This window comes from Lysobacter stagni, assembly GCF_030053425.1.
GTDB lineage: Bacteria > Pseudomonadota > Gammaproteobacteria > Xanthomonadales > Xanthomonadaceae > Lysobacter_J > Lysobacter_J stagni.
In genome coordinates this window covers 2,663,933-2,690,207 of sequence record NZ_JASGBI010000001.1, presented here as the reverse complement: position 1 = coordinate 2,690,207, position 26,275 = coordinate 2,663,933, and the positions used below count along the sequence as shown (strand labels likewise).

Genomic DNA, 26,275 nt, shown 5'->3' with positions numbered 1-26,275 from the left:
TGCGCGCCCATGCTTTCGGGCCATACTCTGGCGCCCTGCCCGGTACCGCGTTGTGTCTCCCGCCGATTTCCGCCGATACGCGCTGTTCTACCTGGGCTACTACGGGGCGCTGGGCGCCTACACGCCCTATATCGGTCGCTGGGTCGCGGCCAACGGTCACGGTGGTTACGTGGTCGGGGCGATGCTGGCTCTGTGGTACGGCGGACGCATCGTCGCGCCGCCAACCTGGGCCCGCCTGAGCGGACGCAGCGCGACGCCGGGACACTGGCTCGTCGCCGGATGCGCACTGGCCCTGCTCGGCTTTGCGGCATTTGCCGGCTTCGACCGGGGCGTGATGCTGTTCGTGGTCATGGCGTGGTTCGGGGTCTTCTTCAACGCCGTCATGCCGCAGTTCGAGGCGATGACACTGTCGGCGCTCGGCCCGCGCAATCACGATTACGGGCGCATCCGGATGTGGGGCTCGGTCGGCTTTCTCGTCGTCGCCGGCACGTATGGCTGGCTGCTCGATCGACTGGGCAACGATGCGTTCGTGTGGCTCACCCTGCCCTGGTTGGCACTGACGGTGGCCGCTGCCTGGCTGCACCGCGATGATCGCCCCGCGCCGCACGCGTCGGATGACGGCACGGCGAATGGGCAGCTCTGGCGCCGTCCGGGCGTGCGGCACCTGCTGGTCACGGCATTGCTGATGCAGCTGGGTTTCGGCCCGTTCTACGTGTTCTACACGTTGCACCTGCAGGCGCAGGGGCACGGCGGGCTTGCCGTGGGCGTGCTGTGGGCGATCGGCGTGCTGTGCGAGATCGGCATGTTCTGGCTGGCGCCGCGACTGGTGCAGCGCTTTGGCGCGCACCGCCTGATGACCGCGTGCCTGGTTTCCACGATTGCCCGCTGGGCGATCGTGGCGCTGTTCGGACCGTCATTCGCATGGATGGCCATCGCGCAGACCGGGCATGCCTTCAGCTTTGCTGCGTTCCACGCCGGCTGCATGCGCCGCATGGCCGAACTGTTCCCGCAGCGTCGTGACATGAGCGCCGCGCAGGGCCTGTTGTACGGTTTCAGCGGCGGCATTGGCGGCGTCGCCGGTGCCGGTGTCGCGGCCGTGGCGTGGCAGATGGGCGGCGGCACCTGGGCCTTCCTCACGGGTTCCGCGATCGCCTGTATCGCCCTGGCCGCCCATGTGCTGCCGGTTCGCGCGGCACGCCCCTCGCCCGCGCTGGAAGGCTGAGCGCAGTGCCTTCATCTCCGGTGCGACGCCCGCCCTCTACTCTGTGCGCCGGTTTCCCGCGGACACGCGCATGAAGAAATGGATCGCCTTGCTGGTCGTGGTGGCAATCGCCCTGGTGGGCTGGATTGCCGCCGGACCTTTCATGACCGTCAACGCGATTCGCGAGGCGATCGCCGCCGAAGACACCGCCGCATTGCAGGCGCATGTCGATTTCCCCGCGGTGCGCAGCAGCCTGCGCGCCCAGGTCGAGGACGCCATCGCGCGCAAGGCGGGGGTCGACGTGCAGCGCAATCCGTTGGGTGCCATCGCGCTCGGCCTGGCGAACACTGCCGCAGGCGGCATCGTCGATACGCTCGCCACACCGGCCGGCATCGGTGCGGTGCTGCAGGGACGCGGGCTGCTGCACAGGATCAGCGGCGGAGGCATCCGCACCGACGACAGCTATGCACACCAGCCTCCGCCGGATCCGCTGCGCGACGCGAAGTACCGTTTCGAATCACCCTCGCGCTTCACCGCAACGGTGCTGACCGCCGACGGCGACCCGGTGGTGTTCGTTCTCAAGCGCGAAGGGCTGCGCTGGAAACTCGCCGACATCCGGCTGCCGCTCGAGGCGCTCCTCGCCGGCTCCGCGTGACCGCTCGTCGCCTGCACGACGGCGACCGCGCGCTTTTGACTCCGGGATAACGGCGGCCGTACCACCGTCCGCTCGGCGCGACTGGCGCCGACCATGCGAGGAGAACGTCATGACACGCCTTGCCGTGTCCGTCATGGCCGCACTGACGGCCGCGACGGCGCTCCATGTCCAGGACAGTCGTGCGGAAGACCGCCAGTTCCGCGCCGTGCTGGAAGGCGCGCAGGAAGTGCCGGCGCTGTCCACGGATGGAAGTGGCAGTTTCCGCGCACGCATCAGCCCGAACGGCGACGCGATCTACTACGAGCTGGCCTACGCCGCTCTCGAAGGCACCGTCACCCAGGCCCACATCCATATCGGCCAGAAGAGCGTGAACGGTGGCATCGCGGTGTTCCTGTGCACCAACCTGGGCAACGGCCCGGCTGGCACGCAGAGCTGCCCGGCACCGCCGGCGCGCATCACCGGCGTCATCACCGCCGCCAACGTGATCGGTCCGGCCGCGCAGGGTGTTGCCGCCGGCGAACTGGACGAGGTGATCCGCGCGCTGCGCGAAGGCATCGCCTATGCCAACGTGCACAGCACGCTATGGCCCGGCGGCGAGATCCGCAGCCAGCTGGGGCACGATCACGATTGATGCTGGCGTTGGTCGGCACCTCTCCCCGTGGGAGAGAGGCCTCGCGGCAATCGCGTCTTACGGCTTGCCGCGGTTCGCGATGCCGTGCGGCACGTGGCCGGCGGCGACGTGATCGCGCGCGGACAGGATGTTGTGCTCGGAATCGTCGAAGAAGATGTCCGCGCCGAACGCGTCGAGGAACGGCCCCTTGGCGCGTCCGCCGAGGAACAGCGCTTCATCCAGGCGGATGTCCCACTCACGCAACGTGCGGATCACGCGTTCGTGCGCGGGAATCGAGCGCGCCGTCACCAGCGCGGTGCGGATCGGCGATGCCTGCCCCGTCGGGAATGCCTGCTGCAGGCGATGCAGTGCATCGAGGAAACCGCGAAACGGTCCGCCCGACAGCGGCTCGCCGGCATGGCTGCGCTCGTGCTCGGTGAAGGCCGCCAGGCCGCCTTCGCGCGAAACGCGCTCGCCCTCGTCGTCGAAGATCACCGCGTCGCCGTCGAAAGCGATGCGCAGCTGGTCGTGGCGCTTCTGCGGCGCCTTGGACGGCAGCAGCGTCGCTGCGGCCACGCCGGCGGCCAGCGCGTTGCGGACGTCCTCGGCGTTGGCCGACAGGAACAGGTCCGCGCCGAAGGGCCGGATGTAGGGATACGGCGGCGCGCCGTTGCTGAAAGCCGCGCGCTTGATCGCCAGGTTGTGATGCGCGATCGAATTGAAGATGCGCAGCCCGCTGTCGGCGGAATTGCGCGAAATCAGGATCACCTCGACACGCGGCGCTTCCGGCGCCGCGCCCTCGTTCAGCGCCAGCAGCTTGCGCACCAGCGGGAAGGCGATGCCCGGCGTGAGCAGGTCGTCCTCGTGCGAGCGCTGGAAATCGGCGTACGCATCGATGCCCTCGCGCTCGAACAGCGCGTGGCTTTCTTCCATGTCGAACAGGGTGCGCGAGGAAATCGCGACGATCAGTGGATCGGCATCACGGTCGGGCATGGCCCTATTGTGCCCGAGCCCGGCCCCGGGCGCCGGGTCGGCCATCTTGATCTTTCCTGAGCGTTCCGGGGTGTACTGTCCGCGCGAACGGCTTCGTGGCCCGCATCCGCCCGAGCACGCAGCCGGTGGCCTCCCTCAGGCCGAACCGCAAGGAGAACGCCATGTCCCCCCGGCCGATCCTGATGCTGACCGCGTTGCTCGTCCCGGCGCTCATGCTGGCCGCATGCCGTCGCGAGGCGGCGCAGCCGCCATCCACGTCGCACGCCAACGCCACGTTCACCGCCACACCCGAGGAAGCGCGCGCCATCGCGCGCGATGCCTACGTGTTCGGCGTGCCGATGGTCGACCAGTACCGGCAGATCCATGCCTACAACATCGATCGACGCGATCCCCTCTATCGCGCGCCCTTCAATACGTTGATCAACTTCGACCGCGTGTTCACGCCCGACGATACCGCCGTCGTGACGCCCAATGCCGATACGCCGTACAGCCTGGCCAACCTCGACCTGCGTCGCGAACCGATGGTGCTGAGCATTCCGAAGATCGACCCCAAGCGCTACTTCGTGTTCCAGCTGATCGATCTGTACACGTTCAACTTCGACTACATCGGCAGCCGCGCGACCGGCAGCAACGGCGGCAACTACCTCATCGCCGGACCCGACTGGGACGGACCGATGCCTCCCGGCATCGACAAGGTGATCCGCGCCGAGACGCATCTGGTCACCCTCGCCGGCCGCACGCAGCTGTTCGGCCCGGACGACATGGAGAACGTGAAGCAGGTACAGGCGGGCTACCGGCTGCAACCGCTGTCGGCCTTCGCCGGCACGCCGACGCCGCCGCCCGCGCGGAAGGTCGACTGGATTCCATCGTTGCCGCCAGACCAGTCGCGCACGTCGCCGGAGTTCTTCAACCAGCTCGCCTTCCTGCTGCAGTTCGCGCCCGTGCATCCGTCCGAGAAGCACCTGCGCGACCGCTTCGCACGCATCGGCGTGGTTCCGGGCGGGAAGCTCGATGTCGCCGCGTTGTCGCCGGCGCAACGCCAGGCCCTCGTGGACGGCATGGCCGACGGGCAGAAGGAGATCGAATCGCGTCGAGCCGCCGTGACGGGCCGCGCCGATCAGTTGTTCGGCACGCGTGAGGAACTCAACAACGACTACATCGCGCGCGCCGCTGCGGCGCAGATCGGCCTGGGCGGCAACTCGCGCGTGGAAGCGATCTACCGCACCTACGAAATGGACGACCACGATGAACTGCTCGATGGCAGCCAGCGCGCCTACAGATTCCGCTTCGAGAAGGACCGGCTGCCACCGGTCAACGCATTCTGGTCGCTCACGGCCTACACCATGCCGCAGCAGCACCTGGTACCGAATCCGATCAACCGCTACACGATCAACTCCGCGATGCTGCCGCAACTGAAGACCGACGCGGACGGCGGCATCACCATCCACATCCAGAAGGATTCGCCGGGACCCGGTCGCGAGGCGAACTGGCTGCCCGCGCCGGACGGCCGGTTCATGCTCGTCGCGCGCTATTACTGGCCGAAGGACGCGCTACTGGAGTACGAGTGGTCGTCGCCGAAGGTGGAGCGGGTGCGCGGGAAGGAATGAGGCGATCCGCGTGCCCTCCCATGCCGTCATTCCCGCGTGAGCGGGATCCCTGGACGTTGCCCCCAGCTCGTCATTCCCGCGTAGGCGGGAATCCAACGGGCTGCAGGCTCACCTCTTCCGGCGAGTGTGATACGTACAAAGCTGGATCCCCGCCTTCGCGGGGATGACGGCTTTCGGGGTCGTGCGTTCGGTTTTCCGCGCGACCATGCCGCGCAGGTGGTTGCATCGGTCGACGTCGCGTCGCCATCCATGGCGCGGCACCGCCGGCTCCGGATCGCCCGGCCCGGCCATCCATGGCCGGGCGTTCGGCCACGCGCGAACCAATGGTTCGCAAGCGCGTGGCCTCACCCGGAAATGAACTGCTCGGCCAGCATCCGTTCTTCGAGGTTGTGCTCCGGATCGAACAGCAGCGTGACGGTGCGGTCGTGCGATTCGCGGATGGTGACTTCCACCACGTCGCGCACTTCATGCGAGTCGGCGGTGGCGCTGACGGGTCGCTTGTAAGGATCAAGCACGCGGAAACACACTTCCGTATCGGCCTTGAGCACCGCCCCGCGCCAGCGGCGGGGACGGAACGCGGCGATGGGAGTCAGCGCGACCACGTTCGCGCCCAGCGGCAGGATCGGGCCGAGCGCGGAAAAGTTGTAGGCGGTACTGCCGGCCGGCGTGGCAACGAGCACGCCGTCGCAGATGAGTTCATCCAGCCGCGTCTCGCCATTGAGGTCGATGCGCAGGTGAGCGGCCTGTCGGGTCTGCCGCAGCAGCGAGACTTCGTTGTAGGCCAGCGAACCGACGGTGGCACCGGACTCGGTCATCGCCACCATCTCCAGCGGACGCAACACCGCGGGCTCGGCGGCATGCAGGCGCGCGAGCAGGTCGTCGCCTTCGTGGTGGTTCATCAGGAAGCCCACCGTACCCAGCTTCATGCCGTACACCGGTCTGCCCAGGCCGCCGTGACGGTGCAGCGTGGAAAGCATGAAGCCGTCGCCGCCGAGAGCGACCAGCACGTCGGCGTCTTCCGGGGCGTGCTGTCCATGGCGTGCAATGAGCGCCTGGAGTGCGCGCTGCGCCTCTTCGGCGGGACTGGCGAGGAAGGCGATGCGTGGCGTCGCGGTCATCGGCGGCTCCGGAGTGAGGCCGTCAGGATAACCGACCGGCGATGACTGTCATCGGTGCCCGCAGATCAGGTCGATGCGCCCAGCGACCCGGGGCAAGGACGCGTCGGCCAAACGCTACGGACCAAAGAAAAAGCCCGGCCGAAGCCGGGCTTTTCAACACAGAGGTGCAAACGCGCGGCGCGATGCGGCGCGAGCGGCCTGCCTTACCCCGCGGAGGCTACCTGTGCCAGGCGACGCACCGCGACCGACAGCGTCGGGTAGTCCAGCGCCTTCTGGCTGTGCAGGTCGGCGAACATCGCCAGGGTGAAGCGCAGCGAGGCGTCATCGCGCTTGATCCACGCGTCGACCTTCTGCTCCACCGGCTTCTTGCCGCCCTCGGCCAGGATCTGCGACACCAGCGAACGCGCCTGCGAGGCCAGTTCGTCGCGCAACGCGCCGCGGGCGAGCGCCTGCCAGCGACCATCCACCGACAGCTGCTCGACCTGCTCGTACAGCCAGGGCAGGCTCAGCGCGGCGCCCAGGGCGAAGTAGGCCTTGGCCACCTCGACCGGCGACAGCTTGCGCGCCAGCGAGATCTCGACGATGTCGCAACCGAACTCCAGCAGCGGCAACGCAGCCAGCTGTTCGGCTAGCACGGCCGGCAGGCCCTTGCCCTTCCACTCGGCCGTGCGCGCGTCGTACGCATCACGACGCACGCCCGACAGCACCTGCGGCAGCGCAGCGCGCACGGCATTGATGCCGTCGCCGTAACGCGCCATCGCAGCGGTGATCTCCGGCACCTTGCCCGGACGCGACAACAGCCAGCGCGACATCGAGCGCAGCAGGTGCCAGATGACCTGCAGCGCGTCGACCTGCACGGCCTCCGGCACCTTGCCGTCGAGCGCATCGATCTGCGCCCACAGGCCACGCGCATCCACCGCCTCGCGGGCGATGGTGTAGGCCTCGGCGACTTCGGCCGGCGTGCGGCCGGTGTCCTCGGTCATGCGCAGCGTGAACGTCGCGCCCATGCGGTTGACCATCGAGTTGGTCACCGCGGTGGCGATGATCTCGCGCTTCAGGCGGTGGCCTTCCATCGCCTTGGCGTAGGTGGCCTGCAGCGGCTGCGGGAAGTAGCGCACCAGTTCCTTCGACAAGTACGGATCTTCCGGCACGTCCGATTCCAGCAACTGCTGGAACAGCACGATCTTGCTGTACGACAGCAGCACCGCCAGTTCCGGACGGGTCAGGCCCTGGCCGCGCGCCTTGCGCTCGGCGATCTCGGCATCCGACGGCAGGAACTCGATCTGGCGATCGAGCAGGCCCTGCGATTCCAGCGTTCGGATGAAGTGCTGCTTGGAGCCCAGGCGGTGCACGCTCATCCGCTCCATCAGGCTGATGGCCTGGTTCTGGCGGTAGTTGTCGTTGAGCACCAGCTGCGCGACCTCGTCGGTCATCTTCGCCAGCAGCTTGTTGCGCTCGGGCAGCGTCAGCTTCTTCTTCTGCACTTCGCCGTTGAGCAGGATCTTGATGTTCACCTCATGGTCGGAGGTGTCCACGCCGGCGGAGTTGTCGATGAAGTCGGTGTTGAGCAGCACGCCGTGCTGCGCGGCCTCGATGCGGCCCAGCTGGGTCATGCCCAGGTTGCCGCCCTCGCCCACCACCTTGCAGCGCAGGTCGCGGCCGTTGACGCGCAGCGCGTTGTTGGCGCGGTCGCCGACATCGGCGTTGCTTTCCGTGGAGGCCTTCACGTAGGTGCCGATGCCGCCGTTCCACAGCAGGTCCACCGGCGCCTTCAGGATCGCGCTGAGCAGTTCCACCGGGCTCATCGCGGTCACGCCGTTGTCGATGCCCAGCGCGGCCTTGATTTCCGGCGACAGCGGAATCGACTTGGCCGAGCGCGGGAACACGCCGCCGCCCTTGCTGATGAGCGACTTGTCGTAGTCGTCCCAGCTCGAGCGCGGCAGCTTGAACATGCGCTCGCGTTCCTTGAACGTCTTCGCCGCGTCCGGGTTCGGGTCCAGGAAGATGTGGCGGTGATCGAACGCGGCCAGCAGACGGATCTGCTTGCTCAGCAGCATGCCGTTGCCGAACACGTCGCCCGACATGTCGCCGATGCCGACGACCGTGAACTCCTGCTTCTGGCTGTCGCGTCCCATGGCGCGGAAGTGGCGCTTGACCGACTCCCACGCGCCGCGCGCGGTGATGCCCATACCCTTGTGGTCGTAACCGACCGAACCGCCCGAGGCGAACGCGTCGTCCAGCCAGAAGCCGTGCGCGCGGGCGATGCCGTTGGCGATGTCGGAGAACGTCGCGGTGCCCTTGTCCGCGGCGACGACCAGGTACGGGTCGTCGTTGTCGTGGCGCACCACGTTGCCCGGCGGCACGACCTTGCCGTTGACCAGGTTGTCGGTGATGTCGAGCAGGCCGTTGATGAAGCGCTTGTAGCAGGCCACGCCTTCGTTGAACCACGCATCGCGATCAACCGCCGGGTCCGGCAGCTGCTTGGCGAAGAAGCCGCCCTTCGAACCCACCGGCACGATGACGGTGTTCTTCACCATCTGCGCCTTCACCAGGCCCAGCACTTCGGTACGGAAGTCCTCGCGGCGATCCGACCAGCGCAGGCCGCCACGCGCGACCGGGCCGAAGCGCAGGTGCACGCCTTCCACACGCGGACCGTAGACGAAGATCTCGCGGTACGGACGCGGCTTCGGCAGATCCGGCACCTTCGACGAATCGAACTTGAAGCTGATGTAGTCGGCCGGACCGCCGTCGGCGCGCAGGCCGTCCTTGTACTGGATGTAGTAGCTGGTGCGCAGCGTGGCATCGATCACGCCGATGAAGCTGCGCAGGATGCGGTCCTCGTCCAGGCTGGCGACGCGGTCGAACAGGCCCTTCAGCGACTCGCGCGTGGCCTCGACCTGCGCCTCGCGCTTGCCGGCGCGCGCCTCGATGGCCGGTGCCAGCGTGGCGAGCGTGGCGTCGTCGCCGTGCGCGAGCGCGTGCAGCTGCGCACGGAACTGCTCCATGCCGGCCTTGATCTCGGCCTTGCTCTCGTTGCCGGTGACCGGATCGAACTTGGCTTCGAACAGTTCGACCAACAGGCGCGCCAACAGCGGGTAGCGGTTGAGCGTCTCTTCCACGTAGCTCTGCGAGAACGGCACGCCCACCTGCAGCAGGTACTTGCAGTAGCCGCGCAGCATCGAGACCTGGCGCCAGGACAGGTTGGCGGTGAGGATCAGGCGGTTGAAGCCGTCGTTCTCGGCATTGCCGCGCCAGATCTGCGCGAAGGCCTGCTCGAAGTTCTCGTCGAGGTTGGATACATCCAGGTTGGGATCGGCGGCCTCGACCTCGAAGTCCTGCACGAACAGCGTCTGTCCGTTGACGTTGAGGCGGTACGGGTGCTCGGAGATCACCCGAAGGCCCATGTTCTCCATCATCGGCAGCGCATCGGACAGCGGGATGTCGTCGTTCTGGCGGTAGAACTTGAAGCGCAGGCCGCCTTCGCCACCGTGCGTGCGGTACAGGCTCAGGCGCAGGTCGTCCGGACCGGTCAGCGCGGCCAGGTGCTCGACGTCGTCGGCGGCCACGGCGGCGCTGACGTCCTCGATGTAGCCCGCCGGCAAGGCACGTCCGTAGGTGTTGGTGAGCGTGAGGCCGCGCTGTTCGCCGTGGCGCGCCACCAGCTTCTCACGCAGGTCGTCCTGCCAGTTGCGCACGATCTTCGACAGCTCGCTCTCGATCTTCGCGCTGTCGGTCTCGATCGCCTCGCCCGACTTCGGACGCACGATCAGGTGCACCTGCGCGAGCGGCGATTCACCGCCCAGCGTCACGGACGAATCCACGTGCTCGCCGTGCAGCTCGCGCTTGAGCATCGACTCGATGCGCAGGCGCACGTCGGTGTTGAAGCGGTCACGCGGGATGTAGACCAGCACCGAGAAGAAGCGGCCATAACGGTCGCGGCGCAGGAACAGCTTGCTGCGCACGCGTTCCTGCAGGCCGAGGATGCCGGACGCGGTGCGCAGCAACTCCTCTTCGCTGGCCTGGAACATCTCGTCGCGCGGCAGCGATTCCAGGATGTGGCGCAGCGCCTTGCCGCTGTGGCTGTCCGGCGCCAGCCCGGAATGCTGCATCACGTAGTTGTGGCGCTCGCGCACCAGCGGGATGTCCCACGGGCGGCGGTTGTAGGCGCTGGAGGTGTACAGGCCGAGGAAGCGCTCCTCGCGCACCGGCTTGCCCTTCGCATCGAAGCTGAGCACACCGATGTAGTCCATGTAGCCCGGACGGTGCACGGTGGCGCGCGAGTTGGTCTTGGTGAGGATCAGCGCATCCACCGAACCGGATTGCGGCATGTAGTGCGCCGCCAGCGAGGTCAGCAGGCGCGGCTTGCCCACGTCCTTGTCGCGCAGCAGGCCCATGCCGCTGGACTGGATGGCGCTGAGGACTTCCTGGTCGCCCTTCTTGACGACTTCGTACTCGCGGTAGCCCAGGAAGGTGAAGTGATTGTCGGCCGCCCAGCGCAGGAACTCCTGCGCCTCGTGCTTGCCCGCTTCGCTGACCGGAAGGTTGCGCTGGCCCAGTTCGTCCGCGACATGGCCCATCTTGGCCTTCATCTGCGGCCAGTCGCGCACCGAGGCGCGCACGTCGCCCAGCACCGCTTCCAGTGCCTTCTGGATCTTCGGCATCGCCTCGGCGGGCTGGCGGTCGATCTCCAGGTGCATCAGCGATTCGGGTTGTCCCTCGCCCACCGACAGCAGCTTGCCGGCCTTGTCGCGCTGGAACTTCACCACAGGATGGCCCAGCACGTGCACGCCGACGCCCTGTTCGGCGAGCGCCATCGTCACCGAGTCGACCAGGAACGGCATGTCGTCGTTGGCGATCTGGACGACGGTGTGGGTGGATTCCCAACCCTCGTTCTTCACGGTGGGGTTGAACAGGCGAACCAGCGCCTTGCCCGGCTTGCGCGCGCGCGCGAAGTCGAGGAAGTCGACGGCCAGCTCGGCCCAGCCCTGCGCGTTGTGCTGCGGCAGCTCGTCGCTGCTCATGCGCTTGTAGAACGCGTGGATGAAGGCCTCGGCCTCGGCGTGGCGCGCCTTGGGCAGCTGCTTGCGCATCGCCTCGATGATGGGAGCGAGCGAGACGGTGTCGTCCTTCGCGACGGTCTTGCCCGTGCTCTTGGACGAGGCGGCCTTCGACGGCAGGTTCTTCGACGGCGCGGCGGTTTTGGCGGCAGTACGTTTGGTGCTCATGGCAACTCGAAGTTCCAATGGAAAGAGGCCCACGCTATTCGCGCGGGCCGGGGGATACGGTTCAGTACGGGCAGTTCGCGGACACGACTTGGCGCGATACCGCTGCGTGCGCAGCGGGATGTGGTTTGCGCCCTTCGCGGCCGCGGTCGACAGGACAGGCGGTGGGGCGCGACGATCCGAAACGTTTCATGGCGTGCCGGGGGTCAGCGCATTCCGGTTTCGTTGCGTGCGATCACCAGGCGCTGGATCTCGCTGGTGCCTTCGTAGATCTCGGTGATCTTGGCGTCGCGGAAATAGCGCTCCAGCGGCATTTCCTTGGAATAGCCCATGCCGCCGTGGATCTGCACGGCCTGGTGGGTGATCCACATCGCCGCTTCCGATGCGGTGAGCTTGGCGATGGCCGCCTCGTTGCTGAAGCGCGCGCCGCCCTTGTCGTACTCGCCCTTCTGCCAGGCCGCACGCAGCGTCAGCAGCGTGGCTGCATCGAGCTTGCACTTCATGTCGGCGATCTTGGCCTGGGTCATCTGGAACGTGCCGATGGCAGCGCCGAAGGCCTTGCGCTCCTTCACGTATTCCAGCGTCCTCTCGTACGCCGCGCGCGCGATGCCGATGGCCTGGCTGGCGATGCCGATGCGACCGGCGTCCAGCACGCTCATCGCGATCTTGAAGCCGTGGCCTTCATCGCCCAGCACGTCCTCGGGCTGTGCGACGTACCCGTCGAACTCGATCTCGCACGTGGCGGAGGCGCGGATGCCCAGCTTCGGTTCGGTCTTGCCGCGGTGGAAGCCGGCGCGATCGCCGTCGACCAGGAACGCGGTGATGCCGCGCGCGCCCTTGTCCGGGTCGGTCATCGCGAACAGCACGAAATACTTGGCGACCGGGCCGGACGTGATCCAGCTCTTCTTGCCGCTGATGACGTAGGTGCCGTCGGCCTGCTTGGTGGCCTTGCAGCGCATGGCGGTGGCATCGGAGCCCGACTGCGGCTCGGTCAGCGCGAAGGCGCCGATCTCGCGGCCTTCGGCAATGGCACGCACGTACGTCTGCTTCTGCGCCTCGGTGCCGAACTTCAGGATGCCGTTGCAGAACAGCGAGTTGTTGACCGACATGATGGTCGAATGCGCGGCATCGCCCGCGGCGATCTCGATCATGGCCAGCACGTAGCTGATCGGGTCCATGCCCGCGCCGCCGTACTCGGCCGGCACCTCGATGCCCATCAGGCCGTTCTCGCCCAGGGTGCGGATGTTCTCGAGCGGGAACTCACCGGTCCTGTCGTGGTGCTCGGCGCTGGGAGCAATCTTTTCCTGGGCGATGCGGCGGGCCACATCCTGGATCATCAACTGCTCTTCGGTGAAGCTGAAATCCACGTCGATACCTCGTGCTGGAATATTCGAATGCGTTTGAACTTGCGAGCCGGCGAATTGTAACTGGCCGATGTCGGACGAGGCCATCGCGCAGCGCGGCAAACGCCCCGTTCCGCCCGTTGCGGAACGCTCCAGGTGACTTGGCACGACCACGAGTGTTAGCGCTACCTTCACATCACCCTTGACCCTGCGCGCCTTGCAGAACAAACTTATCGCTATATCGCGATAGGTTGATGAAACATGGATCTGGAAGGCTGGTCGTCACGGCTGAAGGTATTCGCCGACGCCACGCGCGTGCGCCTGCTCGCACTGCTGGAGCGTGAAGAACTGACGGTCGCCGAGCTCTCGGCGATCACCCGACTGGCCCAGCCCCGCGTCTCCACGCACCTGGCCAAGCTGAAGGAGGCCGGCCTGGTCCGCGACCGCCGCGCGGGCGTGTCGGCCTATTACCGGTTCGACGACGCCGCGCTGGACGGGGCGCAGCGCGCCCTGTGGCAGACCCTGCGCGAAGGCAGCGACGACCCGCTCCTGCGCCAGGACGCCGAGCGCGTGTCCGACGTGCTGGCCTCGCGGGCCGCCGACCAGAACTGGGCCGACACTGTCGCCGGCGACATGGAGCGCCATTACTCCCCCGGCCGCACGTGGGAGGCGATGGCGCGCTCGGCGCTGCCGCTGCTGGAGCCCGGCGACGTCCTGGACATCGCCTCGGGCGACGGCGTGCTCGCCGAGCTGCTGGCCCCGCATTCGCATCGCTATGTCTGCCTGGACGCCAGCACAAAGGTGGTGCTGGCGGCCTCCGAACGCCTCCGCAAGCTGAAGAACGTCGAGGTGCGCGAAGGCGACATGCACGCGCTGCCGTTCGACGACGCGCATTTCGACCTGGTCGTGCTGATGCACTCGCTGACCTACGCCGAACACCCGGCCCAGGCCGTGGCCGAGGCGGCACGCGTGCTGCGCCCCGGCGGCCGCCTGCTGCTCACCAGCCTGGCGCGCCATGAACACCGCAACGTGGTGGAGGCCTACGGTCACGTGAACCTCGGCTTCTCCGAGAAGGAACTGCTCCGCTTCGCCAGCAAGGCGGGCATCGAGGTCACCAGCTGTGAAACGGTCACGCGCGAGCGTCGCCCGCCGCATTTCGAAGTCATCGCCCTGATTGGCCGCAAGGCAGGCGAAGCCGCACGCAAGAACACGAGGAAGTCCGCATGAACACCCTGCCCTGGCTCAATCCTTCGCGCGCGCAGGCGCTGCAGAAGTTGCTGAGCGAACGCATCCTGATCATCGATGGCGCGATGGGCACCATGATCCAGCAGCACGGTCTGGACGAGGCCGCATACCGCGGCGAGCGCTTCGCGCACGGTTACGACCACGCCTACGACCTCGTCGACCACGCGCACGGCGACGGCTGCGGTTGCGCGCGCGACCAGCGCGGCAACAACGACCTGCTCAGCCTGACCCAGCCGCAGATCATCCACGACATCCACTCGCAGTATCTGGATGCCGGCGCGGACCTGATCGAAACGAACACCTTCAACTCGACCACCGTTTCTCTTGCCGACTACGGCCTGGAACATCTGGCACGCGAGCTCAACGAAGCCGGCGCCCGCCTGGCGCGGACCGCCTGCGACGAAGCCGAGGCGAAGGATCCGTCGCGTCCGCGCTTCGTCATCGGCGTACTGGGCCCGACCAGCCGCACGGCCTCCCTGAGCCCGGACGTGAACCGCCCCGGCTTCCGCGCCATCTCCTTCGACGAGCTGCGCGTGGCCTACCGCGAAGCCGCCGACGGACTGATCGACGGCGGAAGCGATGTACTGATGGTGGAAACGGTGTTCGACACGCTCAACGCGAAAGCCGCGCTGTTCGCCATCGAGGAAGCCTTCGAGGCGCGCGGCACGCGCCTGCCGGTGATGGTGTCCGGCACGATCACCGACGCCTCCGGCCGCACGCTGTCGGGACAGACCGCCGAAGCGTTCTGGTATTCGCTGCGCCATTCGCAGCCGATGGCGATCGGCCTGAACTGCGCACTCGGTGCGAAGGACCTGCGCGTGCACGTGGACGTGCTGGCGCAGGTCGCCGACGCGTACGTCAGCACGCATCCCAACGCCGGCCTGCCCAACGCGTTCGGCGGCTACGACGAAACGCCCGAGGACATGGCCGCCGTACTGGGCGATTTCGCCCGTGCCGGCCTGCTCAACCTGGTCGGTGGATGCTGCGGCACGACGCCGGCGCACATCGCGGCGATCGCGAAGGCGGTGTCGGCGCATGCGCCTCGCGCCCTGCCCGATGTGCAGAGCGCCATCGCGGAGCAGGCTGCATGAGCGCCCTGCCCCGGCAGACGCGCCTCAGTGGCCTGGAACCGCTGCAGATCACGCCCGAAAGCAACTTCATCAACGTCGGTGAGCGCACCAACGTCACCGGCAGCGCGCAGTTCAAGAAGCTGATCCTCGAAGGCCGCCTGGACGAGGCCGTCGTCGTCGCGCGCCAGCAGGTCGAGAACGGCGCGCAGGTCATCGACGTCAACATGGACGAGGGCCTGCTCGATTCCGAGCGCGCCATGGTGGAGTTCCTCAACCTGATCGCCGCCGAGCCGGACATCGCGCGCGTGCCGGTGATGGTGGACAGCTCGAAGTTCAGCGTCATCGAGGCCGGCCTGAAGTGCCTTCAGGGCAAGGGCATCGTCAACTCCATCTCGATGAAGGAAGGCGAGGCCGAATTCCTGCGCCAGGCGCGGCTGGTGCGCCGCTACGGCGCCGCCGTCGTCGTCATGGCCTTCGATGAGTCCGGACAGGCCGACACCGTCGAGCGCAAGATCGAGATCTGCTCGCGCGCCTACCGCCTGCTCACGCAGGAGATCGGTTTTCCGCCGGAAGACATCATCTTCGATCCCAACGTGTTCGCCATCGCCACGGGCATCGAGGAGCACAACGACTACGCCGTGGCCTTCATCGAAGCCACGCGCGAACTCAAGCGCCGCTTTCCCTTCAGCCACATTTCCGGCGGCGTGTCGAACGTGTCGTTCTCGTTCCGCGGCAACGAGCCGGTGCGCCAGGCCATCCACGTCGTGTTCCTGTACCACGCGATCCGCGCGGGCATGGACATGGGCATCGTCAACGCCGGCGCCCTGCCCCTCTACGACGATCTCGACACCGACCTGCGCGAGCGCGTCGAGGATGTGGTGCTCAACCGCCGCAGCGACGCGACCGAGCGCCTGCTCGAGATCGCCGACCGCTACAAGGGCAAGAAGGGCGAGAAGAAGGTCGAGGACCTGCGCTGGCGCGAGAAGCCCGTGCGCGAGCGCCTGAGCCACTCGCTGGTGCACGGCATCGACCAGTACATCGAGGCCGACACCGAGGAAGCGCGTGCGCAGTCCACGCGTCCGCTGGACGTGATCGAAGGCCCGCTGATGGACGGCATGAACGTCGTCGGCGATCTGTTCGGCGCCGGCAAGATGTTCCTGCCGCAGGTGGTGAAGTCCGCACGCGTGATGAAGAAGGCCGTGGCCTATCTGCTCCCCTACATCGAGGCCGAGAAGCTGCGCACCGGCGATGCGGGCAAGTCCAACGGCAAGATCGTCATGGCGACGGTGAAGGGCGACGTGCACGACATCGGCAAGAACATCGTCGGCGTGGTGCTGGCGTGCAACAACTTCGAAGTGATCGACCTTGGCGTGATGGTGCCGGCGCAGACCATCCTCGACCGAGCGAAGGCCGAGAACGCGGACCTGATCGGCCTGTCGGGCCTGATCACGCCGTCGCTGGAGGAAATGAGCCACGTGGCCCGCGAAATGCAGCGCCAGGGCTTCCAGATGCCGCTGCTGATCGGCGGCGCGACCACCTCGCGCGCGCACACCGCGCTGAAGATCGACCCGCACTACAAGTCGCCCACCGTCTGGGTGAAGGACGCATCGCGCGCCGTCGGCGTGGCGCAGTCGCTGATCAGCCAGGAACTGCGCGGCAACTTCGTCGCCGCCAACGACGCCGACTACGCGGAGATCCGCGAGCGCCACAAGCACCGCGGCGACGGCAAGCGCCTGGTGTCGCTGGAGAAGGCGCGCGGACAGCGGTTCGACGGTGGCTGGGACACGCACACGCCGATCGCGCCGAAGCAGCCCGGCCTGCACGTGTTCGACGACTACCCGCTGGCGGAGCTGGTCGAGTACATCGACTGGACGCCGTTCTTCAACACGTGGGAACTGGCGGGCAAGTTCCCGGCGATCCTCACCGACGAAGTGGTCGGCGCGCAGGCCAGCGAGCTGTACCGCGACGCCCGGGCGATGCTCAAGCGCATCGTCGACGAGAAATGGCTGACCGCGAAGGCGGTGTTCGGCCTGTGGCCGGCGAACAGCGTTGGCGACGATGTGGTCGCACGGGTCGACGGCACGCCGACGACCTTGCACTTCCTGCGCCAGCAGGTCGACAAGCCCGTCGACCGCCCCGACTTCTGCCTGGCCGATTTCATCGCGCCGCAGGATTCCGGCAAGCAGGATTGGATCGGCGCGTTCGCCGTGACCGCCGGCATCGGCATCGAGGAACACGTCGCGCGTTTCGAAGCCGACCACGACGACTACAACGCGATCCTGCTCAAGGCGCTGGCCGACCGCTTCGCCGAAGCGCTGGCCGAGCGCCTGCACGAGCGCGTGCGCAAGGATTTCTGGGGTTACGCCTCGGCCGAATCACTCGACAACGACGCCCTCATCCATGAGAAGTACGAAGGCATCCGCCCTGCCCCGGGCTATCCGGCCTGCCCCGAGCACAGCGAGAAGGCCACGCTGTTCCGCCTGCTTGATGCGCCGCGCAATGCCGGCGTGCAGCTCACGGAAAGCTTCGCGATGTACCCGGCCGCGGCGGTGTCCGGCTACTACTTCAGCCATCCGAAGAGCCAGTACTTCGTGGTCGGCCGCGTGTCGAAGGAACAGGTCGAGGACTACGCGCGCCGCAAGGGCGTGAGCCTGGCCCAGGGGGAGCGCTGGCTGGCGTCGAACCTCGATTACGACCCGGAATGAGTGCGGCGCGCGACCCGTCGCCGGTCGTCGGCATCGTCGGAATCCACGGTGCCTACGGCCGCTGGCTGCGTGCGTTCTTCGAAGATCGCATGGGCCTGCAGGTCGTCGGGCACGATCCGGCCGGCGAAGACACGCTGCCGCCGCACGAACTGGTCCGTCGCGCCGATGTGCTCATCTTCAGCACGCCCATCCGCCACACGCCGGCGGTGATCCGCCAGTACGTGGCGCTGGCCGATGGCGTCGAACGCGGACGCCTGTGGATGGACCTCACGTCCACCAAGCACACGCCCGTGACTGAACTGCTGCATTCGCAGGCGGAGGTGGTCGGGCTGCATCCGATGTGCGCTCCGCCGAAGACGCCGACGCTGAAGGGACGCGTGATGGCGGTGTGCCCTGCCCGGCTCGATGCGTGGCGCGACTGGCTGGCCGATTTCCTTGCGCGGATCGAGGCCGAATGCGTGAGCGTGGAGCCGTCCGAGCACGATCGCGCGATGGCGCTGATCCAGGGGCTGGTGCACGCCGCGCACATGGCGCAGGCCGACGTGCTGCGCGAGCTGGCGCCCTCGCTGGGCGGCCTGGACCGCCTGCGTCCGCTGCGCACGGTGGGTTACGAGCTCGACCTGACCGTCACCGAACGCATCCTTTCGGGCAATCCTGCGATCTACGAGGACATCCAGTTCGAGAATCCGCACGTATTGCCCGCGCTGGACCGCTTCGCCGAAGCGATCGAGTTCCTGCGCACGAACGTGCGCCGCGGTGGCGACGAAGCGCGCCACCAGGTGCGTTCACGCCTGCTGGCGAGGAGCGCGGACTTCTTCGGCACCCCCACTCTGGTCGGCGGAAGCCATGGTTTCGAGCGGCTCGGTTACCTGCTCGTGGACCTCGAAAGTCCGGACTACCTGAGCGTTTTCCTGCCTGAGGACCGGCCCGGCTCGTTGCGGGCACTGCTGGCCGTGTTCGAACGCCTCGGCGTCAACCTGGCTTCGATCCATTCCTCGCGGACGCCCGACGGCGAGCTGCACTTCCGCATCGGCCTGGACGCGGCACAGGTGGCGGCCATGTCGGCGGACGAACTGTCGATGCTGGGCGCCAGCATCGAGGCCGAAGGCATCGGCCGGGTCCTGTCGGGCTGCCACCTGCGGCGCGAATGAGTCGCGGACATCGGGCTGCCATCGCCCCTATCATCGCGCCATCCACAGGGGGGTTCCGGCGTGACGTTCAACGATGAGCAGGCAGTACCACCGGCACCACGCGAGCTCGACAACGCCGCCTTCATCGCGAAACACGCGGCCCCCGGCCGGATCGGGCTGTGCGGCGGGCGCGACTGGATCAACAAGCTGATCCGCAAGGCGCAGGCGCCGCTGACCGCCGACGGACACCGCAGTCTGTGGTCGCACGCGTTCGTCTTCAGCGAGCGCCGCGTCGATGGCCACTGGTGGGTGATCGAGTCCGACCTGGACCTGCGTTACCGCCAGATCCGCCTGGGCGTACAGGAAAACCGTGTCGACCGTTACTTCGATGCCGAGGCATTCCCGAACATCGCGATCCTCGACTTCGGACTGGACGACACCCAGGTCCGACAGGTGCAGAGCGCCGCGCTGGACCTGTTGTCGGGCCTGGGCAGCTACTCCCTCAGCGAACTGGTCGGCACACTGTTCGCCATGCACAGCCGTCGCCTTCGCCGGCGCGAGAACCTGCTGGCGAAGGAAGGCGCGCTGTACTGTTCGGCGCTGGTGCAGCACTGCTACGCGGCCGCCGGCGTGGAATTCCTGCCCGGCGTCCCGGGCAAGAACATCGCGCCGCACGACATCGACGAATCACCGCTGCCGCACCAGACCCATCGCATCCTCCGCGACCTGGGCGTGTCGAACCTGCGCGAGTTCGCGCACGAATCCAGTGCGTGGCTGCTGGGCGAACGGTAGTCGCGGCGCGCTGCGTTACCGCCACGACCTCGCGCACCGGGGATCGTTGAAGACTACGGCGCTTGAGCGCGACGCGCTTACCAGACCAGGTCGTCGGGAACCTGGTACTGCGGATCGGCGTACGGGTCGTCTCCCGCCGGTGCGTTGGGATCGATCTTGAGCGCGATGGCCGGGGCGAAGATGGCTTCGGCCTGTGCCAGCAGTTCGGCCGTGACCAGAAGGTAGCGACCGTCGATCTGGATCACGCCCAGCTCGCCGGCGTTGAGCTGCTTGAGCTGGCCTTCGTTGACGTAGACGCGCTTGATCTTCTCGCCGTACGGGAAGTGGCGCGCGATCTCGGCGGCAGGGTCGTTGAGCGCCTTGTCCTTGACGAGTTCGGCCAGCTTCGCGCGCGCTTCGCGACGCTTGCGCGCTTCTTCCTGCTTCGCCGCCTCGGCGGCGATGCGCTCGTCCTTCTCGCGCTGGGCGCGGATGGCGTACGCCTTGGCCAGGTCGATGTCCTCGCGCGACTGCGGCTTCCCGGGCGGACGCTGGCCGTGCCTGCGTGCGTCGGGCTTGCGGGCATCGGGCTTGCGGCCGTCGGGCCTACCGCCCTGCGGCTTGCCGCCGGGACCGCGCGCTTCGTGCTTGCCGGACGGCTTTGCGCCCTGCTTGGCCGGTGCGGGACGTTCGGGCTTGGGCGCGGGCTTGAAGCCCAGGCCCATCAGTTGATCGCGAAGACTGTTGCTCATTGCCTTGTTCAATAGTGCGGCGGCGGCGGTTCCTGCGACGGATCGGCGGAGAACGGGTTGGACGCCAGCGCGCTGCGCATCTGCTTGAGTTCCTCAAGCATCCGATGCATCAGCAGCGCATTGCGCCCTTCCTCGCTGCGCGCCTGTGCCAGCGCGTCGCTCAGGTCGGACAGCGCCTGCTCCTGGAACGCGATCCGCGTTTCCAGATCCACCAGACGCTGTTCGAGTTCGCTGCGTTCTCCGCCCATCTCAGTGCGACTGGATCGAACGGCCGCGCCCGATCCCGTAGTAGGCCAGGCCGGCGGCTTCGACCTCGTCCGGATGGTACAGGTTGCGGCCGTCGAAGATCACGGCATCCGTCAGGGACTGGCGCAGGCGCTGGAAGTCCGGGCTGCGGAACTGCTTCCACTCGGTCACCACCACCAGCGCGTCGGCATCGGCCAGGGCGGCACGGGCCGAATCGCACAGCACCAGGTCCTCGCGCTCGCCGAAGATGCGCTGGGCTTCCTCGGTGGCCTCCGGGTCGTAGGCCCGCACCCGCGCGCCGGCGTCCCAGAGCTGTTGCAGCAGGCGGCGGCTGGAGGCCTCACGCATATCGTCGGTGTTGGGCTTGAACGCCAGACCCCACACGGCGAACGTCCTGCCCGCGATCGACCCGCCGTAGTGGCGCTCGATCAGCTCGAACAGATGACCCTTCTGGCGTTCGTTGACCGATTCCACCGCGCCCAGCAGCTCGGCACGGTAGCCGTGCTGTTGCGAGGTACGCGCCAGCGCCTGCACGTCCTTGGGGAAGCACGAACCGCCGTAGCCGGCGCCCGGATAGATGAAGTGCCAGCCGATGCGCGGGTCCGAACCGATGCCCTGGCGCACCATCTCCACGTCGGCGCCGACGCGTTCGGCGATGTTGGCGATCTCGTTCATGAAGGAGATCTTGGTGGCCAGCATCGCATTGGCGGCGTACTTGGTCAGCTCGGCCGAACGCACGTCCATCACCACGATGCGCTCGTGGTTGCGATTGAACGGTGCGTACAGACGCTTGAGGCGATCGATGGCCTGCTGGCTGGAGGCGCCGACGATGATGCGATCCGGGCGCATGCAGTCGTTGACCGCGTCGCCTTCCTTCAGGAATTCGGGATTGGAAACGACGTCGAACGCGACATCGACACCACGCGCGGCGAGTTCGCCCGCGATGGTCTGGCGCACCTTGTCGGCGGTGCCCACCGGAACGGTGGACTTGTTGACCACCACGACGCCGCGCTCGAGGTGCCCACCGATGGTGCGCGCCACGGCCAACACGTACTTCAGGTCGGCGCTGCCGTCCTCGTCGGGCGGCGTGCCCACGGCGATGAAGATGATGTCGCCGTGAGCGATCGCGCTGGGCGCATCGGTGGTGAACGTGAGGCGCCCCGCAGCGTGGTTCGCCTTGACCATCGGTTCAAGGCCGGGCTCGTAGATCGGAATGACGCCGCGGTTGAGGCCATCGACCTTGGCCTGGTCGATGTCCACGCAGACGACGTCGTGCCCCACGTCCGCGAGGCAGGTTCCGGTGACCAGGCCGACATAGCCGGTGCCGAAGATGGTGACGCGCATGGGTATCCTTTTCGCTGCTGGGGGATGCGGGCGGCGACCGTGCGCCGACCGCCCGCAGGACGGGATTACTTGGCGTTCGGTTTGGCGATGTCGAGCAGTTCGACTTCGAACACCAGGGTCTGGTTCGGCCCGATCGGACCGGCGCCCTGTTCGCCGTAGGCGAGCTTGCTCGGAATCCACAGACGGTACTTGCTGCCCACCGGCATCAGCGTGATGCCTTCCTGCCAGCCCGGCATCAGGCGACCGAGCAGGAACGTCGCGGGCTCGCCGCGATCATAGGAACTGTCGAAGGACGTGCCGTCGAGCAGCGTTCCCTTGTAGTGCACGCTGACGGTGTCGGTCGGCGTGGGCTTGGGACCCTTGCCTTCGGTGAGCACCTGGTACTGCAGGCCGGACGGCGTGGTGACCACGCCAGGCTTCTTGCTGTTCTGCGCGAGGAACTGCTGGCCGTCGGCCAGGTTCTTCTTGGCATCGGCCATCATCTTGGCGATGCGCTGCGCCTGCACCTTCTGCGCGAACGTGTCGCGGATCTGCGCGGCCTGCTTCTCATCCAGCAGCAGCTTCTCGCCGGCCAGCGAACTCTTGAGCGCCTTGGCCAGCGTGTCCAGGTCGATCTCGTCCTTGACCGGCTCCAGCGAACGCGCCATGTCCATGCCGATCATGTAGCTGACCTGCTCCTTCTCCGTCGCAAGGCCGGGGATCGTGCCGGCGGCGCCGGGCTTGGTCGCGTCTGCGGATTCGGCCTTGGCGGCATCGGCCTTGTCGGCAGGCTTGTTGCACGCGGCGGTCAGTGCGGCGAGCGAAGCGACGGCAAGGGCGAGGCCGGTGTGGCGCGGGGAAAGGTTCATCGGATGGTGCTCCAGACGGAAGGAAAGGCCGGGACGATTCAAGCACGGCCCCGGCATGCGGCCTGACAAACTGCCAGCGCGGAACTGAACGTGCGGCGTACGGTGTTACTGGATACCCATCAGTTCCACGTCGAACACGAGCGTGGCGTTCGGACCGATTCCGCCGTTGGGCGAGCCCTGCGGACCATAGGCCAGATCGCCCGGGATCCAGAAACGGTACTTGCTGCCGACGGGCATCTTCGCGACACCCTCCGCCCAGCCCGGGATCACCTCGTTCAGGGCGAACTCGGCCGGCTGGCCGCTCTGGTAGGAGCTGTCGAACACGGTGCCGTCGAGCAGCGTGCCACGGTAGTTCACACGCACCTTGTCGGTGGCTGCCGGACGCGCGCCCGAGCCCTGTCGCAGCACCAGGTACTGCAGGCCCGAGGCGGTGGTGACCACGCCCTTCACCGTCTTGTTCTGGGCGAGAAACGTGGCGCCCTCGGCCTGGTTCTTCCTGCCCTGCTCCAGCGCGCGCGCCTGCATCCGCTCCTGCATCTTCTGCGGGAACGAGGCACGCAGCTCATCGCGCTCAGCATCGCTCAGCAGCGACGGGCCCTTGTCGAAGGCGGTGCGCACGGCCTGCACGAGCACCGGCAGGTCCAGCTCGTCCTTCAGCGGCACCAGCGAGCGGCCGACATCGGCGCCGACGAGGTAGGCGACCTTGTCCTTCGGCACCTCGGGGACCGCACCAGCCGGCGCCTGTCCCGCGCGCGAGGCGATGCGATGCATCAGCGCCGGCACGATCTCCTGCGCTTCCGCCTCGGTAAGCAGCGGCTTGCGACCAGCGAAGGCGTTCTTCAGTGCGCGCTCGAATGCGGCCAGGTCCATGTCGGGCGCGGCCGGTTCGATGGACTTGGCGACGTCGCCGCCAATCAGGTAGCTGATCTTCTGGCGTTCGGTGGTCAGCTCCGTCACGGGACGGGAGGGTGCATCCGTCGCGGTCTCGGTCTTGGCGGACTCGTCCGTGTCGGCGGGCTTGCTGCACGCGGCCGTGAGGGCGGCAAGCAGGGCGATGGACAGGGCGAGGCCGGTGTGGCGCGGGGAAAGCTTCATCGGATGGACAACTCGAAAACGGAAGGGATCGCCGGAACGGCAGCGCCGCTCCGGCCTTTGGCCGGGCGCGGACTGCGGATTACAGGATCGCCTCGAGCTCCACGTCGAACACGAGCGTGGCGTTCGGGCCGATCGGGCCGCCCGGCGTGCCGCGCGGACCGTAGGCCAGGTCGCCCGGGATCCAGAAACGGAACTTGCTGCCGACCGGCATCATCGCCACGCCTTCCGTCCAACCCGCGATGACCTGGTTCAGCGCGAACTCGGCCGGCTGGCCGCGCTCGACCGTGCTGTCGAACACGGTGCCGTCGAGCAGCGTGCCGTGGTACTGCACGCGCACCTTGTCGGTGGGCTTCGGACGCGGGCCGGTGCCCTGTTTGAGCACCATGTACTGCAGGCCCGAGCCGGTGGTGAACACGCCCTTCACTGTCTTGTTCTGGGCGAGGAACTTGGCGCCTTCGGCCTCGTTCTTCGCGCCGATCTGCGAGACCTGCGCCTGCAGCTTGGCTTCCAACTTCTGCTGGAACGACTGGCGCAGCTGGTCGCTCTCGGCCTCGCTCAGCAACGGCTTGCCCTTGGCGAAGGTGGTGCGCACGGCCTGCACGAACACGGGCAGGTCCAGTTCGTCCTTGATCGGCGCCAGGCGGTGGCCGACGTCGGCACCGACCAGGTAGGCGACCTTGTCCTTGGGCACATCGGGGACCTTGGTGCCCGCCGGCGCCTGGCCCGCGCGCGAGGCGATGCGCTGCATCAGCGCCGGACCGACCTGCTGCGCTTCCTCTTCGGTGATCAGCGGCTTGTTGCCTTCGAAGGCGTTCTTCAGGGCGCGCTCGAAGGCGGCCACGTCGATGTCGGGTGCGACCGGTCCGATGGACTGGGCGACGTCGCTGCCGACCATGTAACTGATCTTCTCGCGTTCGGTGGTCAACATGGTCTTGTCCTGGGCAGAGGCTGCCGCGCCGATCAGCGTGGCCGCGGTGGTGAGCAACACAGCGGCGCTGCGCACGAAACGCTTCATCGGGGAGCTACTCCGTAAGGGGGAATGTCGTTCGGCCAGGGGGCCGGCTGCGACGTCGTGCGATCGTGCCACGACGCAAGCCGTGCATTGTCGCGGCACGGCGCCACATCGGCAATTGCCCGCGATGCCCTTCACCTGGCCTTGCCTTCTGGTGTGGCCAGCGCCCGCTCGATGGCGGCCACGATCTGCGGATCGTCCGGAGCGACCTTGCTGCCGTAGCTGGCGATCAGGCGGCCATCGCGGCCGAGCAGGTACTTGTGGAAGTTCCATTTCGGCGCCTCTCCGGCCGCCTTGGCCAGATCGCGATACAGCGGCGTGGCATCCGCGCCGACCACGTGCACCTTCTCGAACATGGGGAATTTCACGCCGTAGGTGAGCGTGCAGAACGCCTGGATCTGCTTCTCGTCGTCGAATTCCTGCGCCTTGAAGTCGCCGGAGGGAAAGCCCAGCACGGCAAAACCCTTGTCTCGGTACTTCGCGTGCAGCGCTTCCAATGCTTCGAATTGCGGCGTGTATCCGCACTTGCTGGCCGTGTTGACCACCAGCAGCACGTCGCCGCTGTAGGTGGAGGCCAGGCTCACCGGTTCCTTGCCCGCCAGCGGCCGGAAGCTGTGCTCCAGCAATCCGGTGGCCGCGAACGCGCAAGCCGACACCCAGAGCAAAGACACGACGGCCCACCGCACGGAATGCTGGAAACGGAAGGGTTTGCGGGTTTGCTGAATCGGACTCATGCGGGCTTCCGGGCCGGGCCGTTGGGCGTAAGCCCCGATTATGGCCCCGCCGGGGCGGGCCTATGTCTTTAGTTGGGTAGCCGGGACTTGACCGGCCGTTTTCTGGTGTTATAGTTACCTACAACACCGGCTGACCAACGAGCAGGACGTTCACCATGAACCGCAGGCTCCAGAACACGTTCACCGCCCTCATGGCCTCCGCGTCGGCGCTTGCGCTGTGCCTGTCCGTGGCGATGCCGGCCCAGCAGAAGGCGCGCACGGCCGAACCCGTCGCCCTCCACATGGGACCGCTCGAATTCACCTTCACGCCGACCGATGCCTCCGCCTCGCGCGAGAAGCAGGTCGACAACCTGGTCCGCAGCATCGAAACGCGCTACGACCGGGTCGATTCCGTCGCTGATGCGGCCACGCTGGCGGCGGAAATCGCCACCGCGGCGGTATTGGCCCGCACCCTCCACGAAGCCGGGGAGACCTCCGCCATCGACACCGAAACGAAACAGGCCAGGAAGGCTGCCCGGCACCGCCGGCAAACCCTCGTCATGCCTTATTTCTCATTCGCGCCGCGGGGCTGAAC

Annotated in this window: 21 protein-coding genes; 10 read left to right on the top strand and 11 right to left on the bottom strand. The window is 67.3% G+C overall.

The window, feature by feature from the left end; genetic code table 11:
• Nucleotides 1–52 precede the first annotated feature (52 nt).
• The 3 genes from QLQ15_RS12465 to QLQ15_RS12455 all read left to right on the top strand — a co-directional run bounded on the left by QLQ15_RS12465 (nt 53) and on the right by QLQ15_RS12455 (nt 2,487).
• Nucleotides 53–1,222 carry an MFS transporter gene (locus QLQ15_RS12465; RefSeq protein WP_283213088.1) on the top strand — a complete coding sequence of 390 codons (1,170 nt, stop codon included), beginning with the start codon at nt 53–55 and terminating at the stop codon, nt 1,220–1,222.
• 70 nt (nt 1,223–1,292) lie between these two features.
• Nucleotides 1,293–1,856: a DUF2939 domain-containing protein gene (locus tag QLQ15_RS12460; protein ID WP_283213087.1), complete on the top strand. Its 564-nt coding sequence runs from the start codon at nt 1,293–1,295 to the stop codon at nt 1,854–1,856.
• 109 nt (nt 1,857–1,965) lie between these two features.
• A complete protein-coding gene (locus QLQ15_RS12455; protein WP_283213086.1) occupies nt 1,966–2,487 on the top strand; it encodes a CHRD domain-containing protein in 522 nt (173 codons plus the stop codon).
• 57 nt (nt 2,488–2,544) lie between these two features.
• Here QLQ15_RS12455 and QLQ15_RS12450 read toward each other — a convergent pair whose 3' ends face one another.
• A complete protein-coding gene (locus QLQ15_RS12450) occupies nt 2,545–3,459 on the bottom strand; it encodes a 5'-nucleotidase (RefSeq protein WP_283213085.1) in 915 nt (304 codons plus the stop codon).
• Nucleotides 3,460–3,620: 161 nt separating this feature from the next.
• On the opposite strand from QLQ15_RS12450, the gene QLQ15_RS12445 reads away from it, so the two are divergent.
• Nucleotides 3,621–5,066: a DUF1254 domain-containing protein gene (locus tag QLQ15_RS12445; protein WP_283213084.1), complete on the top strand. Its 1,446-nt coding sequence runs from the start codon at nt 3,621–3,623 to the stop codon at nt 5,064–5,066.
• Between the two features lie 344 nt (nt 5,067–5,410).
• On the opposite strand, the gene QLQ15_RS12440 is transcribed toward QLQ15_RS12445, so the two are convergent.
• The 3 genes from QLQ15_RS12440 to QLQ15_RS12430 form a co-directional block, all read right to left on the bottom strand.
• Nucleotides 5,411–6,184: an NAD kinase gene (locus QLQ15_RS12440; RefSeq protein WP_283213083.1), complete on the bottom strand. Its 774-nt coding sequence runs from the start codon at nt 6,182–6,184 to the stop codon at nt 5,411–5,413.
• 203 nt (nt 6,185–6,387) lie between these two features.
• Nucleotides 6,388–11,409, bottom strand: coding sequence for an NAD-glutamate dehydrogenase (locus tag QLQ15_RS12435; RefSeq protein ID WP_283213082.1), 5,022 nt, complete (start codon nt 11,407–11,409; stop codon nt 6,388–6,390).
• Between the two features lie 203 nt (nt 11,410–11,612).
• Nucleotides 11,613–12,794: an acyl-CoA dehydrogenase family protein gene (locus tag QLQ15_RS12430; protein WP_432277859.1), complete on the bottom strand. Its 1,182-nt coding sequence runs from the start codon at nt 12,792–12,794 to the stop codon at nt 11,613–11,615.
• Nucleotides 12,795–13,010: 216 nt separating this feature from the next.
• Here QLQ15_RS12430 and QLQ15_RS12425 point away from each other — a divergent pair, with 216 nt between their 5' ends.
• Genes QLQ15_RS12425 through QLQ15_RS12405 form a run of 5 tightly spaced genes read left to right on the top strand, consistent with a single transcriptional unit; the run spans nt 13,011 to nt 19,691 of the window.
• Entirely contained in the window at nt 13,011–13,976 is a 966-nt protein-coding gene (locus tag QLQ15_RS12425; protein WP_432277811.1) for an ArsR/SmtB family transcription factor, read from the top strand.
• Nucleotides 13,973–15,085 (top strand): homocysteine S-methyltransferase family protein, encoded by a 1,113-nt coding sequence (locus QLQ15_RS12420; RefSeq protein WP_283213080.1) that lies wholly within the window; start codon nt 13,973–13,975, stop codon nt 15,083–15,085. The genes QLQ15_RS12425 and QLQ15_RS12420 overlap by 4 nt, the downstream gene beginning before the upstream one ends.
• A complete protein-coding gene (gene metH, locus QLQ15_RS12415; RefSeq protein WP_283213079.1) occupies nt 15,082–17,769 on the top strand; it encodes a methionine synthase in 2,688 nt (895 codons plus the stop codon). The genes QLQ15_RS12420 and metH overlap by 4 nt, the downstream gene beginning before the upstream one ends.
• Nucleotides 17,766–18,920 carry a prephenate dehydrogenase gene (locus tag QLQ15_RS12410; RefSeq protein ID WP_283213078.1) on the top strand — a complete coding sequence of 385 codons (1,155 nt, stop codon included), beginning with the start codon at nt 17,766–17,768 and terminating at the stop codon, nt 18,918–18,920. The genes metH and QLQ15_RS12410 overlap by 4 nt, the downstream gene beginning before the upstream one ends.
• A gap of 60 nt (nt 18,921–18,980) precedes the next feature.
• Nucleotides 18,981–19,691 (top strand): hypothetical protein, encoded by a 711-nt coding sequence (locus QLQ15_RS12405; RefSeq protein WP_283213077.1) that lies wholly within the window; start codon nt 18,981–18,983, stop codon nt 19,689–19,691.
• A gap of 77 nt (nt 19,692–19,768) precedes the next feature.
• On the opposite strand, the gene QLQ15_RS12400 is transcribed toward QLQ15_RS12405, so the two are convergent.
• The 7 genes from QLQ15_RS12400 to QLQ15_RS12370 all read right to left on the bottom strand — a co-directional run bounded on the left by QLQ15_RS12400 (nt 19,769) and on the right by QLQ15_RS12370 (nt 25,701).
• The gene (locus tag QLQ15_RS12400) at nt 19,769–20,422 is read right to left on the bottom strand and encodes a DUF2058 domain-containing protein (RefSeq protein ID WP_283213076.1); all 654 of its coding nucleotides are present in this window, start codon (nt 20,420–20,422) and stop codon (nt 19,769–19,771) included.
• An 8-nt stretch (nt 20,423–20,430) separates the two neighbouring features.
• Nucleotides 20,431–20,670: a SlyX family protein gene (locus QLQ15_RS12395; RefSeq protein ID WP_283213075.1), complete on the bottom strand. Its 240-nt coding sequence runs from the start codon at nt 20,668–20,670 to the stop codon at nt 20,431–20,433.
• Nucleotide 20,671: 1 nt separating this feature from the next.
• Nucleotides 20,672–22,012 carry a UDP-glucose dehydrogenase family protein gene (locus QLQ15_RS12390; RefSeq protein WP_283213074.1) on the bottom strand — a complete coding sequence of 447 codons (1,341 nt, stop codon included), beginning with the start codon at nt 22,010–22,012 and terminating at the stop codon, nt 20,672–20,674.
• A 65-nt stretch (nt 22,013–22,077) separates the two neighbouring features.
• On the bottom strand, nt 22,078–22,860 hold the full coding sequence (bamJ, locus tag QLQ15_RS12385) for a BamJ family beta-barrel-assembly machinery protein (RefSeq protein WP_283213073.1): 783 nt from the start codon (nt 22,858–22,860) through the stop codon (nt 22,078–22,080).
• A gap of 105 nt (nt 22,861–22,965) precedes the next feature.
• On the bottom strand, nt 22,966–23,955 hold the full coding sequence (locus QLQ15_RS12380) for an FKBP-type peptidyl-prolyl cis-trans isomerase (protein WP_283213072.1): 990 nt from the start codon (nt 23,953–23,955) through the stop codon (nt 22,966–22,968).
• Nucleotides 23,956–24,034: 79 nt separating this feature from the next.
• On the bottom strand, nt 24,035–24,970 hold the full coding sequence (locus tag QLQ15_RS12375; RefSeq protein ID WP_283213071.1) for an FKBP-type peptidyl-prolyl cis-trans isomerase: 936 nt from the start codon (nt 24,968–24,970) through the stop codon (nt 24,035–24,037).
• 131 nt (nt 24,971–25,101) lie between these two features.
• The gene (locus QLQ15_RS12370; protein WP_283213070.1) at nt 25,102–25,701 is read right to left on the bottom strand and encodes a glutathione peroxidase; all 600 of its coding nucleotides are present in this window, start codon (nt 25,699–25,701) and stop codon (nt 25,102–25,104) included.
• Between the two features lie 155 nt (nt 25,702–25,856).
• Between QLQ15_RS12370 and QLQ15_RS12365 the strand changes: the two genes are divergently transcribed.
• Entirely contained in the window at nt 25,857–26,273 is a 417-nt protein-coding gene (locus QLQ15_RS12365; protein ID WP_283213069.1) for a hypothetical protein, read from the top strand.
• Nucleotides 26,274–26,275: the final 2 nt, after the last annotated feature.